Origin of the sequence: Nocardioides sp. NPDC057577 (assembly GCF_042801335.1) — a bacterium.
Classification (GTDB): domain Bacteria; phylum Actinomycetota; class Actinomycetes; order Propionibacteriales; family Nocardioidaceae; genus Nocardioides.
On record NZ_JBHVGB010000149.1, the window covers coordinates 1 to 16102 of the forward strand.

14 protein-coding genes are annotated in these 16102 nt (G+C 69.9%); 7 read left to right on the forward strand and 7 right to left on the reverse strand.

The features are described from left to right. From ACFU7D_RS22945 to ACFU7D_RS22975, 7 genes are all read right to left on the reverse strand, one after another. On the reverse strand, positions 1-1443 hold a 1443-nt coding region (locus ACFU7D_RS22945), incomplete at its 3' end, for an aldehyde dehydrogenase family protein (protein WP_378871585.1). 25 nt (positions 1444-1468) lie between these two features. Then, on the reverse strand, positions 1469-2566 hold the full coding sequence (locus tag ACFU7D_RS22950; protein WP_378871588.1) for a Zn-dependent alcohol dehydrogenase: 1098 nt from the start codon (positions 2564-2566) through the stop codon (positions 1469-1471). Beyond that, positions 2563-3348, reverse strand: coding sequence for an enoyl-CoA hydratase/isomerase family protein (locus ACFU7D_RS22955; RefSeq protein WP_378871590.1), 786 nt, complete (start codon positions 3346-3348; stop codon positions 2563-2565). The genes ACFU7D_RS22950 and ACFU7D_RS22955 overlap by 4 nt, the downstream gene beginning before the upstream one ends. A 2-nt stretch (positions 3349-3350) precedes the next feature. After that, positions 3351-4958: a class I adenylate-forming enzyme family protein gene (locus ACFU7D_RS22960; RefSeq protein WP_378871592.1), complete on the reverse strand. Its 1608-nt coding sequence runs from the start codon at positions 4956-4958 to the stop codon at positions 3351-3353. Continuing rightward, a complete protein-coding gene (locus ACFU7D_RS22965) occupies positions 4955-5767 on the reverse strand; it encodes a gamma-glutamyl-gamma-aminobutyrate hydrolase family protein (RefSeq protein ID WP_378871593.1) in 813 nt (270 codons plus the stop codon). The genes ACFU7D_RS22960 and ACFU7D_RS22965 overlap by 4 nt, the downstream gene beginning before the upstream one ends. Further along, a complete protein-coding gene (locus ACFU7D_RS22970) occupies positions 5764-7107 on the reverse strand; it encodes a glutamine synthetase family protein (protein WP_378871595.1) in 1344 nt (447 codons plus the stop codon). Before ACFU7D_RS22970 ends, ACFU7D_RS22965 begins: the two co-directional genes overlap by 4 nt. Beyond that, a complete protein-coding gene (locus ACFU7D_RS22975; protein WP_378871598.1) occupies positions 7100-7750 on the reverse strand; it encodes a hypothetical protein in 651 nt (216 codons plus the stop codon). The genes ACFU7D_RS22970 and ACFU7D_RS22975 overlap by 8 nt, the downstream gene beginning before the upstream one ends. 225 nt (positions 7751-7975) lie before the next feature. Between ACFU7D_RS22975 and ACFU7D_RS22980 the strand changes: the two genes are divergently transcribed. The 7 genes from ACFU7D_RS22980 to ACFU7D_RS23010 form a co-directional block, all read left to right on the forward strand. Further along, complete coding sequence (locus ACFU7D_RS22980) at positions 7976-9436, forward strand: APC family permease (RefSeq protein WP_378871600.1); 1461 nt, start codon at positions 7976-7978, stop codon at positions 9434-9436. Continuing rightward, positions 9433-10956: a flavin-containing monooxygenase gene (locus ACFU7D_RS22985; RefSeq protein ID WP_378871602.1), complete on the forward strand. Its 1524-nt coding sequence runs from the start codon at positions 9433-9435 to the stop codon at positions 10954-10956. Before ACFU7D_RS22980 ends, ACFU7D_RS22985 begins: the two co-directional genes overlap by 4 nt. Then, the gene (locus tag ACFU7D_RS22990) at positions 10953-12014 is read left to right on the forward strand and encodes an alpha/beta hydrolase (RefSeq protein WP_378871604.1); all 1062 of its coding nucleotides are present in this window, start codon (positions 10953-10955) and stop codon (positions 12012-12014) included. The genes ACFU7D_RS22985 and ACFU7D_RS22990 overlap by 4 nt, the downstream gene beginning before the upstream one ends. A 4-nt stretch (positions 12015-12018) precedes the next feature. Then, a complete protein-coding gene (locus ACFU7D_RS22995; RefSeq protein ID WP_378871607.1) occupies positions 12019-13374 on the forward strand; it encodes a flavin monoamine oxidase family protein in 1356 nt (451 codons plus the stop codon). Positions 13375-13426: 52 nt separating this feature from the next. After that, entirely contained in the window at positions 13427-14659 is a 1233-nt protein-coding gene (locus tag ACFU7D_RS23000) for an acyl-CoA dehydrogenase family protein (RefSeq protein ID WP_378871609.1), read from the forward strand. Continuing rightward, a complete protein-coding gene (locus ACFU7D_RS23005) occupies positions 14656-15495 on the forward strand; it encodes an SDR family oxidoreductase (RefSeq protein WP_378871611.1) in 840 nt (279 codons plus the stop codon). The genes ACFU7D_RS23000 and ACFU7D_RS23005 overlap by 4 nt, the downstream gene beginning before the upstream one ends. Further along, positions 15492-16102 (forward strand): enoyl-CoA hydratase/isomerase family protein (locus tag ACFU7D_RS23010; RefSeq protein ID WP_378871614.1); only part of this gene is annotated, 611 nt, incomplete at its 3' end. The genes ACFU7D_RS23005 and ACFU7D_RS23010, both read left to right, overlap by 4 nt.

Genomic DNA, 16102 nt, shown 5'->3' on the forward strand with positions numbered 1-16102 from the left:
GTCCACACCGACGACCCGGTCGCCGCAGAAGACGCGCACGGACTCGGCCGGCCCGTGGCCGCCGATGCCAGCCGGGCCCCAGAAGCTCTGGGCCGAGTCGTCGCCGAGGTCGGCGACCTTGGCGCCGTTGACCCGTACCTCGCCGGCCACGATGCGCGAGCCCACCTCGATGGCGCGGTCGGTGTCGGTGCCGAACACGTACGCATCGAGACCCGACGGATGGGCGTTCGCGATCCGTAGCGCCTCCTCCGCGGAGTCCACGGCGTGCAGCGAGACGAGCGGACCGAACAGCTCGGCGGTCGCCCGGTCCGGATCGGCACCCGAAGCGACGGTGGGTGAGATGAAGTAGCCGCCGAGGTCGGGGAGCGCAGCCGGCTCATGGATCGTCGCGCCGAGCTCGCGCAGCCCCTCGACGCGGCTCCGGAGCGTCTGGAAGTGCGGCCCGTTGGAGATCGGCCCGACCTGGGTGTCCTCGTCGAGGGAGTGACCGACGGTGAGCTTGGAGATCCGCTCGGTCAGCGCGTCGAGCAAGGGGTCGGCCAGGCTGCGGTCGGCGAGGATCTTGCCGGGCCCCTCGCACCACTGCCCGTTCAGCTTGGTCATGCCGTCAAGGATGCCGTCGGCGGTGACGTCGAGGTCGGCGTCGTCGAGCACGATCACCGGATTGTTGCCGCCGAGCTCGAGCTGCAGCACCTTGAAATCTTCAGCGCCCGCGCGGGCGATCGCGCGCCCCGCCCCAGGCCCGCCGGTGAAGGAGACCACCTTGACCCTCGGGTCGGCGGTCAGTCGCGCACCGACCTCACCGGTGCCGTGGACCAGCTGCAGCGCACCCGCAGGGAGGCCGGCCTCCACGAAGCACTCCACGACGATCTGGGCGCTGCCCGGCGCATGCTCCGACGGCTTGAGGATCACCGGACACCCGGCCGCGACGGCGCTGACGACCTTGGCCGCCGGGATGAAGCTGGGCCCATTCCACGGCGTGAGGATCGCGGCCGGACCCCACGGCACCTTGTAGAGGCGTACGTCACGGCCACCGGCCTCCAGCGCGGTGACCCGCGGGATCTCCCGCAGGTCCGCGGCGGTCGCGCGGATGCGGAAGGGCAGGAAGGACGCCACCGTGCGGGTGGCGCCGATGGGTGTACCACTGGTGAGCGCATCCGTGCGCGCGATGTCCTCCGTCCTGCTCTCGAGGAGCGCGGCGACGCGCTCGAGCATCTCGGCCCGCTCGTGTCGGGCCTCCTCGTCCCAGCGGCCGACGTCGTACGTCTCTTCCGCATGCCGCAGGGCGCGCTCGACGTCGTCGGGCGACGTCGTGACGGTGCGGTGGATGTGCTCGAGCGTGTTCGGGTCGAGGTTCCACGCGTCGTCGACGGTGGCGCACTCGCTCCACTCGTCGGCGATGTAGTTGACCGGCTGGACGATCGTGATCTCGTTGCTGGACATCAGGCTTCCTCTGCGGGTTCGTGGGTCAGGACTGGAGGTCGACGACGATGCGCGTGACGTCACCGGACTTCATCGCCTCGAAGCCCTCGTTGATCTCGGCGAAGGGGACGACCCGCGTCACCATCTCGTCGAGCAGGAGGCGTCCCTGCTGGTAGAGCCGGGCGAACTGGGCGATGTCCTCGCGCGCCTGACCCGAACCCATGTAGGAACCGATGAGGCGCTTCTCCTGGAAGAAGAAGTCCATCGCGGGCACCTTCAGCTCGGTGCCCATCGGCGCGATCCCGACGAGGCAGGCGGTGCCGGTCGGACGGAGAAGGGCGAGCGCGGTCTCGGCGGTGCGGGCCGAGCCGACCGCCTCGAAGGCGTAGTCGACGCCGTCGCCGAGCTGGCGGCGCAGCTCGGCCACCGTGTCGCCGTCGCCGCCGTTGATGGCGTGCGTGGCGCCATAGGTGCGGGCAGCCTTGAGCCGGTCGTCGTCGAGGTCGATGGCCACGATCGCCGAGGCACCGGCCAGCCGCGCTCCCTGGATGATCGCCGAGCCGACACCGCCGCAGCCGATAACCGCGACCGTGCTGCCCGGCCGCACCTGGGCACCGCGGAAGACCGCACCCACGCCGGTGATGACGCAACACGAGAGCAGGCACCCCACGTGCAGGGGTACGTCATCGGGCAGCCGCACGAGCGCGTTCTCCCGCAGCAGGATGTGCTGCGAGAACGCACCGATCGCGGCGAGCCGCTCGATCGGCCGCCCGTCCACGGTCTCGAAGGCGGGCCGCTGCCGCAGACGTACCTCGTCGAGGCGGGTGCACTGGGTCGCGTGCCCGGCCTCGCAGTTGACGCATCGGCCGCACGAGGGCGTGAGCGCGCCCGTGACGCGGTCGCCGGGCTGCAGAGAGGTCACGGCCGAGCCGACCGACTCCACGATGCCCGCGACCTCGTGGCCGACGACGACCGGGAGCTCCGTCGGGACGGTGCCGGTCATGTAGTGCAGGTCGCTGTGGCACAGGCCCACGTTGGTCACGGCGACGCGGACCTCGTGGGGCTCGGGGTCGTCGACGCGGATGTCGGTCAGCTCCAGCGGTGCGCCGATCTCGTTCAGGACGGCGGCTCGGGTGGTGATCATGCGGTGGTCTCCTTCGTGTTCCAGAAGCCGGCGACGCCGGCGGTGAGCAGGCCGCTCGTCCACGCTTCGTGGGCGGCGGCGTCCTCGCGCTCGAAGGCCGCCTCGACCTCGGTGGCGAGCGGCCGCAGCAGAGCGAGGTGGAGCGCCGTGGTGTTGCCCTCGGGAGTCCACGCGTGCACGGTGTCGACGGCGCGCTCGACGAGCTGGTCGGGCTCGACCACCTCGTCGAGCAGGCCGATCTGCAGCGCCTCCGCCGACAGGACCCGGGGCGACCCGAGGACCATGCGTATCGCGTGGTTGCCGACCAGGCGCCGGAGCAACAGGCTGGTCGCGTTGGAGATGGTGAGGCCACGGGCGTTCTCCGGCTGGAAGTATGCGGTGGCCGGTGTGCCGATCCGGGCGTCGCAGCACAGCGTGATCTCGGAGGCGCCGCCGACGGCGAGCCCGTTGACCGCCGCGACCACGGGAACCCGGGTCTGCAGGATCGCGCGGGTGACGTCGTGGAAGCTCTCGAAGGCCTCGTGGACCTCGGCCTCTGTGGTCGGCGTCTGCGTCAGGTCCTCTCCGGCGGAGAAGGCGCGACCGCGTCCGGTCAGGACGATGCCGCGTACGGTCTCGCCGGTGCCGAGCTCACGCACCAGCGCCGCCAGGCGCCGCCGCATGGCGACGGTGAGGGCGTTGAGCTTCTCGACACGGTCGAGCGTGATCACTGCAACGTTGCGCACGACGGCGACGTCGATGTGGTTCTGATCGGTTTCAGGGCCGGTAGCAGGGATCGTCATGGTCAGCTCCTCGGTCGTGCGAAGTCGTGCGTGGTGCCGGGCTCGGCTGCCGCCCGGGCCTTGAGGGCGGGTTTCGAGACGCGCTCGGAGGGGGTGCGCGGGAACTCGGCGACGAACTCGACGTAGCGGGGCACCTTGAACCGCGCGAGCTGGGCGCCCGCGCGCTCGAGGAGGTCCTGGGCGGTGGCCCGGTCCTCGGCCGCCTCTTCTCTGAGCTGGACAAAGGCCTTGACCTCCTCGCCCATGACCTCGTCGGGTACGGCCACGACAGCCGCCGCCACGATGCGGTCGTCACGCTCGAGGACGGCCTCGACCTCGGCACAGGCGATGTTCTCGCCACCGCGACGCACCATGTCCTTGATCCGGCCGACCAGCTGGATGCCGCCGTCGGGGCGGCGCACCACGAGGTCGCCCGTGTGCAGCCAGCCGTTGCGCAGCACGTTGGCGGTGGCGTCGGGACGGTTCCAGTAGCCGTCCATCATCGGCGCACCGGCGATGACGAGCTCGCCCGGCTCACCGTCCGGAACCTCTACGGAGGGGTCGACGGGATCGGCGACCCGGGCCCGCTTGCTCGGCACCGGCCGCCCCAGGCTCCCGCTGCCGACGGCGGCGGTGTCGCCGAACGGGCTGAACAGGTCGATGCCCGATTCGGTCATCCCGTAGACCTCGCGCCACGGCGCGCCCCACCGTTCCTCCAGCTGGGCATGGAGCGCGACCGGGACACCCGAGCAGAACACCATCCGCAAGTCGTTCTCCCGGTCCTCGGGCGTGGCCGGCTGCTTGAACAGCAAGGTGGGCATCGAGCCGAGGACGTAGAAGAAGGTCGCCCGGTGGCGGCGTACGTCGGCCATGAAGGTCGACGCGGAGAAGCGTGGCAGCACGACCAGCGGTGTCCCGAGCGTCAGTGCGAGCGCGGTGTTCCACTGCGGGTCCATGTAGGAGAACGGCTGCGAGGTGATGAGGACGTCCTCGGCCCCGAGCCCGGTGACCGCAGCACAGATCCAGCCGAGCCGGACCCAGTAGTCGTGGCTGAGCATGCATGCCTTCGGGAACCCGGTGGTGCCCGAGGTGTACTGCAGGTTCGCGAGCGTCTCGGCCGCGACCGACACTGCTGGCGCTGCGGCCGGGAACCCCTCCGATCTGTCGTCGGGGACCTCGATGACACCTACTCCGGTCAGGTCCGGCTCGGCGGCCAGCACCTCGGCGACCAGGCCGGAGCGCCCGGCGTCGGTGAAGACGACACGGGCGCCCGAGTCCTTCAGGACGAAGCTGAGGTCGGCGCGCTGGTAGGCACAGTTGACCGGCACCGCGACCGCACCGGCCTTCAGCACGGCCAGCCAGGCCACCGGCCAGTGCACGACGTTCGGGAGCATGATCGCGACCCGGTCACCCGGGCCGATGCCGTCGACCTCGATCAGCCGGTGGGCCAGCCGGGATGTCCAGGCATCGATCTCGGCGTAGCTCCACGACCACTCGCCGAAACGCAGGAACTCCCGATCCCCCGAGTCGCGTGCGCGCTGCGCCAACAGCCCGCTCAGCGTCGGAATGGCGGGGTCGTCCTTCGTCCGATCGGCCGCGACGACGGCTCCGTTCGAGACGTACGTGTTCACTGGGGGCTCCTCTGCTCTCGCCCGACGGGTTCGTGGTGCGCGAGCCGCTGCACCGCCTGCTCGACGACCCACGTCAGCGCCGGGTCGTTGCTCTTCATCCATTCCGGGTGCCACTGGACGCCGAGCACCGGGCGTCCCGGGACCTCGATCGACTCGACCACGCCGTCATCGGTGCGGCCGGTGACGACCAACCCGGCGCCGCACCGGTCGACGGCCTGGTGGTGCCACGAGTTGGTGATCGCGTCCTTGCCGAAGAGATCGGCGGCGACCGAGCCCGGCGTGAAGGAGACGACGTGGTCGACCGTGCCGTCGGTGGGTGCGGTCTCGGCCGAGAGGTGGCTGACCGGACCGTCCGGAAGGTGGGGCACGAGGGTGCCGCCGAGGGCGACGTTGAGCACCTGGAGCCCACGACACACGCCGAGCACCGGGATCCCCCGCTCGAGCGCCGCGCGGACGAGCGCGATCTCGTACGTGTCCCGCTCGGCGTCGTGCACCATCGGGTTCGTCCGCGGGTCGACGTCGCGCACCACGGAGGTGTCGCCTCCCCAGCACTCAGGGTGTACGTCCTGGCCTCCGGTGATCACCACGCCCGAGAGCCAGGCGCAGACCGCCGACGCGTCGGTGTCGTAGGACAGGTGCACGGGCAGCCCACCGGCCCCGGCGATCCGGGTCGCGAAGTCCGACATGGAGGTGTCGATGCAGCGGTCGCCGTAGCGCGGGTCGGCTCCGTTCAGCACCGACAGCTGGAAACGACGTCCGGTGATGCCGATCAGCGGCCGCATCACCTCGGCCTCCTCGCGCGCGCTCACGGGAACTCGAAGTATCGCTGGGACTCCCACGCGGAGAGCTCGACGAACGGATCGCCGCCCTTGGTGTGGAACTCCATCCACTCCCATCGGCGCGAGGCGACCCAGAAGTCCACGAACTCGTCGCCGAGGTACTCCCGCAGCAGCGGGTCGGCGTCGAGGGCGGCTGCGGCCTTCGACATGGTGTCGGGGATCCGCGGCACCCCGCAGCCGTCCGGCAGGCACCAGGCCATGTCCGTGACCTGCGCGGGCGGCTCGATCCGACGCTCGATCCCGGCCAGGACACCGCCCAGCACTGCAGCGAGCGCGAAGTAGGGGTTCACGTCGGCCCCGGGCAGGCGATACTCCAGGCGCGAATACTTCGGGTGCCCGGTGATCGCCCGGACCGCGGCGGTCTTGTTGTTGACTCCCCAGCTGACAGTGGTCGGCGGTCCGGTGAGGTCGACGAGCCGCCGGTACGAGGTGATCTGCGGCATCACGACGGACGTCGCGCCCGGCATCGTGGCCAGGAGCCCACCGACCGCGTGGCGCATCAGCTCCGAGGGCCCGTCCTCGGCGTAGAAGCGGTTCACACCGTCGCTCTGCAGCGAGATGTTGATGTGCGCGCCCTGGCCGAAGCCGGCGGTGGGCTTGGCCATGAAGGAGACGGTGTGGCCCAGCTCGTGGGCGACCTCGCGCATCACCTGCCGGGTGCGAGCCCAGCCGTCGCAGAGCCGGAGGGGATCGGTCGGCGCGAGGTTGAGCTCGGTCTGGCCGGGTGCCGCCTCGTCGGTCCACGCCTCCCAGGCGATTCCGACCTGGTCGAGGCGTTCGACGACGGCCTCCATATAGGCGACCCAGTCGCTCGACCGGGCGAGATGGTACGTCGCCCCGGTGCTGCCACCGAGCGGGGTGAGATCGCGGTAGCCGCGCGCACGCGCCTCCTGGACCGACTCCTCGAAGAGGGTGGCCTCGATCTCGACGGCGGCGGTGGCGGTGTAACCGTGGTCGGCGAGGCGGGCCACCAGCTTTCGGACGAGGTTGCGGGGACAGATCGGCACAGGGTTGCCGTCCTTGAGCCAGTAGTCGCCGATCACCGAGTCGAGACCGGGCTTCCACTCCACGAGGGTCGACATGTCGGGGACCATCTGGATGTCGTAGATGTTGCCCCGCCAGTCGGGGAAGGCATCGCCGAGGACGATCTCGTTGTTGAGGTCGATGGCGAACAGGATGTCGGCGAAGGCGAAGCCGCCGTCCTTGCCGGCCTCGAACTTCTGCGGCGATACGTTCTTGCCGAGGAGGCTGCCCTCGTGGTTCGTGGCCTCGAGGCGTACGGCCTTCGGGGCGTGTGCGAGCTCAGACATCGAAGCGGACCCTCCAGGAGGCTGCCGTCATGACGGACAGCTGGGACAAGGTGCCCTGGACCTGCACACCGGCGGCCAGGGAGACGAGGAAGTCGTCGGCGCCGCTGAAGACGCCGGCGAGGAGGTCCGCGGGGCCGGCAACCACGTAGCTCGTCGGACCGTCGCCGAAGCGACCGTGCTCGACGCCGTCGGGCCCGGCGGCCTTCACGACGAGGACGTCGGGGATGCCCGGGATGTCTCGGGTGACCTCCCAGAACCGGGCAGCCGATTCGCGCCAGTCGGGCACCGGTGTCCGCAGCGCCCGCAGTACGCCGTCCGCCAGCTCGGCGTTGCCCGCCGACTCCTGGGTGGTGGCGAAGCGGGCATTGAGGTCGACCACGACGGTCGCATCGGGCTCGTCGAGGGCGCCGGCGGTGACCTCGACGACTCCGGGCGTACAGATCAGCGTGGCCGCCTGCGGGGTGTCGTGCGAGCGAACCACCACGGTGCCCACAAGGACGGCCGTGGCGTCCGGAGTGCAGACCGAGGCGTCGCGCAACGAGCGCGCGAGAAGGCGGACGATCGGGATCGGATCGTCCTCGACGGCGATGCTGGCCGCCCTGAGGCGCGCCGGTGGCGCCTCGATCGTCGTGCTCTCGGTCATTCCTCGGCCCTCCGGGGTAGGGTTCTGAACGTACTTAGTCATTTGACTGAATCGTATGACCAACGATGGTGCGACCCAGATCACGCCTTGTCAACCACCCCGTCCAGATCTGCCAGGCCGGCGAGACACCTCGCGAACACCCCTTGACGTGTCGTGACACCTGTCACACACTTAGTCATACGACCCAATCAAATGACTAACTTCGTTCACGAGAAGGGACCAGCCATGACGACCAGCAGCGCGTCCGCCGGCGGGCCGGTCGTACCGGAGAACGCTCCTCCCGTCGACGGCCTCGACCGCGGCCACCTGAGCCGCAACCAGCTCGTCGCACTGGCGCTGGCGTCGTACGTCCCGCCCGTCGGGCTGGCCTCGGTCCCGGCCCTGGTGCTGGTCACCGCCGGCAACGGCAGCTGGCTGGGCGCCCTGATCGCCGCGGTCGCGACGAGTCTCGTCGGCCTCTCGGTTATCACCTTCGCCCGGCGTTACGTGGTCACCGGATCGCTCTACTCCTACATTCCGCTCGTCTTCGGCCCCTGGGCACGCATCCTGGTGGGCGCCACGCTCTTCCTCGGCTACGTCGCCCAGGTCGGCGCGATCGCCTTCCTGGTGGGCCTCTTCGCCGGTAGCTTCCTGCTCTCCCTCGGCTTCGAGGCGAGCTTCGACGTCGGCGTACAGATGCTGATCCACAGCGCGGCCGTGCTGATCGCCGGCACCATCGCCTATCGGGGCCTGGACACGTCGGTTAGCACCGCGGTCACGCTGGCCGTCGTCTCTGTACCGCTGATGCTGGTCATCACCGTGGCCGCCGCTGCGAGCGCAGGTCTCGACCTCGGCACCCAACTCTCCCTGGAGGGAGCCACCCCGAGCGGCATCTTCCAGGGGGTCGCCGCCGGTGCGGTGTTCCTCGTCGGCTTCGAGAGCAGCACGGCGCTCGCCGCGGAGACCCGCGACGCCCGACGCTCCGTGCCGCTCGCCGTCATGTGCGTGCCTGTCGGCCTGGGCGCCCTGTACGTTGTGGCGACCCTGCTTCAGGTGCCCGCCCTCGTGGCCGCGAGCGATGCCCTGGCGACCGGCACCTCCCCCGCCGCGGCCCTCGCCATGGAGGGCGGGCTCGGCAGCACGGTGGCTGGCGCGACCGACCTGGTGCTCGCGGTCGCGACGTTCGCGGCCCTCATCGGGTTCGTCAACTACGGCTCGCGCTTCGTCGCCACCCTCGCGGCCGACGGCCTGCTGCCCGCCGGCGCCGGCCGGATCCACCCACGCCACCACAGCCCGGCGGCGGCCGTCGCGACGATCTGCGTCCTCGGCCTCGGAGCCATCCTGGTCATGGTCGCCCTCAACCCCGACGACATCGTCGGCGTCTACAACTCGGTCGCGACGCTCATCGTCTACTTCTGGGTCATCCCCTACCTGCTCATCTGCGCAGGCGCACTACGGCTGCTCCGGCGCGAGGGACGGCTCGGACCGCTCGTCGTCATCGGAGCCGTCCTCGGCGCCGCCGCGATGGCCTGGATGTACCTCAACGGCATCGTCAACCCACCCGCCTCACCGCTCGACGCGATGTCGTACGTCGCGGTCATGGCCGTCGCCGTGGTGTTCGTGGCGTTCCTCGCCGTCGACCGCCTCGGCCACCCCGTCGTACCGCCAATCACGAGACCCACCACTGAGAAGGAAGTGCAGCAATGAGCAAGACCATCGCGACGGAGTACGCCGACATCGTCGTCATCGGCGCCGGCCTCTCCGGCATCGGTGCGGCGAAGTACCTGAAGGACGACTTCCCCGACAAGAAGATCCTGCTGCTGGAGTCTCGCGACTCGATCGGCGGCACCTGGGACCTGTTCAAGTACCCAGGCATCCGGTCCGACGACGCCGTGCACCACTACGGCTTTGCGTTCAAACCGTGGCTGCACGAGGACGCGATCGCCGAGGGCCATCTGATCATGGACTACCTGCACGAAACCATGACCGAGTTCGGCCTCGACGAGATCCTGCGTCTGCGGCACCGGGTCACCGCCGCCGACTGGTCCAGCGAGGACGCGCAGTGGACTCTACAGGTCACCATCGCCGACGAGGAGGGCAACGAGACCCACCAGGTCATCCGCACCAGCTTCGTCTTCAGCAGCACCGGCTACTACCGCTACGACGAGGGCTATGAGCCCCGATTCGAGGGGCGCGAGGACTTCCGGGGCGACATCCTGCACCCGCAGCACTGGCCCGAGGACTACGACTACAGCGGCAAGCGCGTCGTGATCGTCGGCAGCGGCGCGACCGCCGTGACCATGCTCCCCGCGATGCTCAAGGGCGACAGCGCGGCAGCCCACGTCACGATGCTGCAGCGGACCCCGAGCTACATCGCATCGATTCCCCGCGTGGACAAGGCCGCCCAGGCGCTCATGAAGATCTTCGGCATCGAGCGCGGCTACGCCCTGACTCGCCGCAAGAACATCTGGCGCGACCACTTCCTCGTGACGGTCATGAGCCGGTTCCCCAGGTTCGGGCGCTGGCTCGTGCGCAGCATGACCGTCAAGGAGCTGCCCAAGGGCTTCGACGTCGACAGCCACTTCTCGCCGCCGTACAACCCCTGGGACCAGCGCCTGTGCGCCACCCCGGACGGCGACTTCTTCCAGGCGATCCGTGAGGGCAGCGCCGACGTGGTGACCGACCAGATCGAGCGGTTCACCAAGGACGGCATCCTGCTGAAGTCGGGCCAGCACCTGGAGGCCGACATCATCGTCACCGCGACCGGCCTCGCCCTGCAGATGCTGGGCGGCATCGAACCGACCGTCGACGGCGCCCCTGTCAAGGTCTCCGAATCGGTGCTCTACCGCGGCGCCCTGATCTCCGGCGTACCCAACTGGTCGATGATGATCGGCTTCACCAAGGCGACCTGGACCCTACGGATCCGCAACGTGACCCGCCTCGCCGCAGAGGTGATCCGCGAGCTGGACCGCAACGACCGCGACATCGCGCTGCCCGTCGCGCCGGAGGGCATGCCCACCGCGGACCTGTTCGACCTCTCGGCGGGCTACATGCAGCGCGCCAAGGACGTGCTCCCCCGCCAGGGCACCGGCCTCCCGTGGCAGATGCACACGACCTTCGTCAGGGACAACCGGCTCTTCAAGGGACGGCTCCTCCACGACGACATCAAGTTCTCGAAGCGAGCCAGCAGCCCCGAGCGGGTCACGAGCTTGGGAGCGGTGTCATGAGCGAACAGCACTTCACCCTCGGCCAGCGCTTCCAGCGAGCGCTCCTGGTCTTCCTGAGCCGCCTGCCCGCGGGGCTGCAGCGCCCGATGGCCAAGCCCCCGGTCAACAGTGCAGGCGACACCATGGCCCCCGACGTCGCGCTGCTGATGAAGCTCGGTGAGTCCGGGCCGGACTACAGCGACCTCCCTCCCGCCGAGGCCCGAGCCACGACGGAGCGCGATCTGATCCTCTTCGCGTCCCGTATCGAGCCATGCGCCCGCGAGGAGGAGATCGAGGTCTCCGACGAGGTCCAGCTCACCCGCTACAGCAACAGCACCCCGTCGCGCGGGCTGATCGTCTTCTTCCACGGTGGAGGTTTCGTGATCGGCAGCCGCGCCAGCTACACCGCGCCGGCCCGCATGCTTGCGCGCGGCACCGGAGCCGACGTCGTCTCGGTCGAGTACCGCTTGGCGCCGGACGCCCCCTTTCCTGCGGCGCAGGAGGACGCGGTCGCCGCCTGGCGGTATGTCGTCGACCACGCCGCAGACTGGGGCGTGGACCCGCACCGCATCGTCGTCGCGGGCGAGAGCGCCGGAGGCAACATCGCTGCCGTCCTCTGCCAGCAGGTGCGTACGGAGGCCGTCCAGCCCATGCTCCAGGTGCTCATCCAGCCGGTGACCGATCTGGTGGAGCACCGTCCCTCCCACGACGAGTTCGCGGGATCACCCGCGCTGTCAGCCAAACAGGTCGCCTGGTTCGTCCGGAACTACCTGCCCGAGGGGACCGACCCGGCGGACCCGCGCGTCTCGCCGTACCGCGCCTCCAGCCTTGCCGGACTTCCGCCGGCGATCGTCAACCTGGCTGGGTTCGACCCGCTCCACGACGACGGGCTCGCCTACGCGACCGCATTGCTGGAGGCCGGCGTTCCCGCTCAGGTGGACCGTGAGCCGGGCCTGGTCCATGGCTACATCTCCTACACCGCGGTCAGCCCCAGTTGCCGGAAGGCGACCGAGCAGCTCGTCGCCTCGGTCTCGGCGGCACTCGACCGCACCGAACACACCGTTACGAAAGCGAGCTGACGACATGTCCGCATCACCCAAGCTCCGCGAGGAGACCCATGAGGTCGTCGTGATCGGCGCCGGCATGGCCGGCCTGATGGCCGCAACGACGCTGGCCGACCGTGACGTCGTCGTCCTCGAGGCGTCCGACCGTGCCGGCGGACGCGTCGACACCGTCCGCCAGGGCGACTACTGGATCAACGTCGGCACCCAGTTCACCGAGGGGACCGGCCCCCTGATCGAGGCCCTCCACCGCCACCAGGTCCCGCTCGGGACGCTGGAGGGCAAGTCGGTCGCCCTGAACCTGGGCGGCAAGCAGGTCGACACCTCCAACCCCTTCGCGCTGATGTTCAAGTCGAAGATGACCTGGCGCGACCGCTACGGCCTGGCCGTGGTCGGCGCCCGGATCCTGGCGAACGTGCCGTTCCTCGAGATGAGCGAGACGAACCGGTGGGCGAACCGCGTCCGTGCCAAGCTCGACCGACGGCGTGCGGACTTCGTCCTGCAGGGCGTCTCCTCCGACCTCACCCGCGAGATGGTGCGGTCCTGGTCCGGGCAGTGGATGGGCTGCGAGCCCGAGGAGACCGCCGCCCGGCAGTTCGTGTTCTCCATGGGCATCCTGCTCACCGACCCCGAGAAGGTGCCGAACCTGACGCTCCCGCAGGGCGGTAACCAGACGCTGACCGACATCCTCGCCGAGGACCTCGGTGACAGGATCCGGCTCAGCGCGCCGGTGAGCTCCGTGGAGTGGACCGCCGACGGCGTTTTCGTCGACTACCAGGACACTGACGGGCCCACCCGGCTGAAGGCGCGCCGGGCGATCGTGGCGGTGCCTGCGGACGTCGCGGTCAAGATCATGCCAGGGCTGCCGGCGGCGTACCGGACGGCTTTCGAGTCGATCCACTACGGCCGCTACGTGGTGGTGGGCTTCTTCACGCACGAGGAGGGTGTGCCCCAGCGCTGGGACGACTTCCTCGCCGTGTCGACGCCTGGCCGCTCGTTCCAGGCGATCTTCAATCACGCGGCCGCGGTACGCCGTGGGGACGTCCGCAAGCCCGGCGGCGCGCTGGCCTGCTTCGCGGGTGGTGCCGAGGCCGACCGGCTCTTCGAGCTCACCGACGAGGAGATCGTCGCGCGGTTCACGGCCGACCTTCTCGGGATCTACCCGGAACTCGAGGGCAAAGTCGACGCGGGCATCCTCCGCCGACACCCACGGGTCGTGCCCTTCTGGGGACCCGGCGGCCGGGCATCGCTCGAGACCCTCAAGCAGAACCTCGGGCCGGTCCACCTGGCAGGCGACTATGCCCTCGACATGCCGTCGCTGGCCGACGCCGCCGCATCTGGCGAGCAGGCCGCACACAAGGTGCTGGCCAGCCTCTAGACACCCAACCCATCGCCCACAGCCACACCGAAAGACACACCGAAAGACGATGATGACGACCACCCAGAATCCCGCCCGCCACTCGGACCGGCTCTACCACGACCTGCTCTCCCCCGCCGAGATCCTCGAGGTCCGCGACCGCGTGCGGAAGATCGCCTCCGATGTCGTGGCACCGGCCGCACGTCAGATCGCCAACGGCGACGAGCGCGTCGACGGCTTCCCCCGCGAGGTCTTCGACGACCTCGCCGCCGCGGACCTCTTCCGGGTTCCCTTCTGCGCCGAGGTCGGCGGCGAGGGGCTGGAGCACCCCGTCACCGCCACGGCGGTCGCGATCGAGGAGCTCGCCTATCACTCCAGCAGCATCGCGGCCGTCTTCGACGTCCACTGCATCCTCGCCGGCAACGTCCTCACCCACGGCACCCCCGCCCAGCAGCAGCGATGGCTGCGACCGGTGGCCGCGGGCAGCCTGGTCGGCGCCTTCGCGACCACCGAGCCCGATGCCTCCTCCGACCTCAGCCCGCAGGCGGTCCAGACCGTCGCGGTCCGCCACGGCGACACCTGGGTGCTCAACGGTCGCAAGCGCTGGATCTCCAACTCCCCCGTCGCCGGGTTCATCGTCACCCTCGCCCGCACCGAGGACCGCCTCTCGATGTTCATCGTCGACACCTCGCTGCCCGGCGTACGCGTGGGCGAGCCGGACCAGAAGATGGGCAACCGTGGCCAGCTCACCGCTGACGTCTGGTTCGAGGAGGTCGAGCTGACCGACGCGGACCTGCTCGGTGGCGTGCCCGGACAGGGCCTTCGCCACGCGCTCGCCACCCTCACCCTCGGCCGCATCGGCATCGCCGCGGCCGGGGTCGGGATGGCGCAGGCTGCCTTCGACCACGCCGTCGCGCACCTGTCCACCCGGGAGGCGTTCGGCCGCAAGCTCGCCGCCAACCAGCACTGGCAGTTCCTGATGGCCGATCGTGCCACCGAGATCGAGAACGCCCGCACCCTCTACCTCAAGGCAGCGCTGCGCCGAGACGCCGGCGATGTCTTCCCCGAACCGGAGGCCTCGATGGCCAAGTTCTACGGCAGCCGGCTCGCGGTCGACATGGCCCGCGACGCCATCCAGGCCTTCGGCGGTCTCGGCTTCGCCCGCGAGCTCAGCGCAGACGGCACCCCGGGACCGGTCGAGGCGATCTACCGCGACGGCAAGATCGGCGAGATCTACGAGGGCGCCAACGAGATCCTCAAGTGGGTCGTCGCCCGCAACATCTTCGGCAAGGAGATCACCGGATGAGCCTCACCGGACGCACCCTCCTCATGTCCGGCGGCAGCCGCGGCATCGGCCTCGCGATCGCCGTCGCGGCCGCCCGCCGCGGCGCCAACGTTGCCCTGCTGGCCAAGACCGACACCCCCGACCCCCGCCTGTCGGGCACGATCCACACCGCCGCAGCGGAGATCGAGGCCGCAGGCGGCGGCGCGCTCGCCGTCGTTGGCGACGTACGCGACGAGGCCTCGGTGGAGGGTGCTGTCGAGAAGGCCGTGGAGAGGTTCGGCGGCATCGACATCGTCGTCAACAACGCCTCCGCTCTGGCCGTCGACGGCACCGACACGTTGCCCATGAAGCGGTTCGACCTGATGACCGGCATCCAGCTGCGCGGCACCTATCTGCTGACCAGCAAGGCCCTGCCCTACCTGCGAAAGGGAACCAACCCGCACATCCTCTCGCTCAGCCCGCCGCTCAACCTCTCCCCCGCCTGGCTCGGCGCCCACCCGGCGTACACGATGGCCAAGTACGGGATGACGCTGCTGACCCTCGGCTGGGCGGCCGAGTATGCGGAGCACGGCGTGGCCGCCAACTGCCTGTGGCCGGAGACCTACATCGCCACCGATGCGGTGAAGAACATCCTCGGCGGCGACGCCGCCCTGGAGCGGTCGCGGTCGCCCGAGATCGTCGCGGACGCTGCTCTGGCGATCCTCGAGCGGCCGGCCGCCGAGTGCTCGGGCAACACCTTCCTCGACGTCGAGGTGCTCCGCGACACCGGAGTCACCGACCTCGCGCCGTACGGCGGAACCGGCGAGCTCGAGTACGACATCTTCGTCGACGGCCCTACGACGTCGCCGAGCGAATGAGCCTGAAACGCGAGCGTGGCGATCACGGCATCGAGGTCCTGCGCATCGATCGCCCCTCGAAGCGGAACGCCCTCGACAGCCTCACGCTGCACGAGCTCATCTCCACCCTCGATGAGCTCACCGCGGACCCGCTGCTCCGAGTGGTCATCCTCTCGACCACGTCGGTCGATGCCTTCTGCGCCGGCGCCGATGTCACCGAATCGCTCGGGGCAGAGGCCGGCATCGCGCGCATGGAGGCGTTCGCAGAGCTCTATCGCCGTATCGAGCATCTGCCCGTGCCAACTGTCGCGGTCTGCGTCGGCAACTGTGTCGGCGCCGGTGCGGAGATCGTCGCCGGTTGCGACCTGCGGGTTGCCGGCGGCAACCTCAAACTGGCCTGGGCGGGCGCTCGACTGGGCGTACCCGTCGGGCCAGCGAGGCTGACACAGCTGGTCGGACTCTCACGTGCCAAGGAACTCATCTACACCGGCCGCGCCATCGATGCGGCAGAAGCGGCGTCAGCCGGGCTGGTTCACCGCGTCGTGCCCGCCGATCAGGCGGAATCGGTGGCCCGCGAGATGGCCGGCCATCTAGCGGGCCCGTCGCCAGAAGGGCCTAGATACCAGAA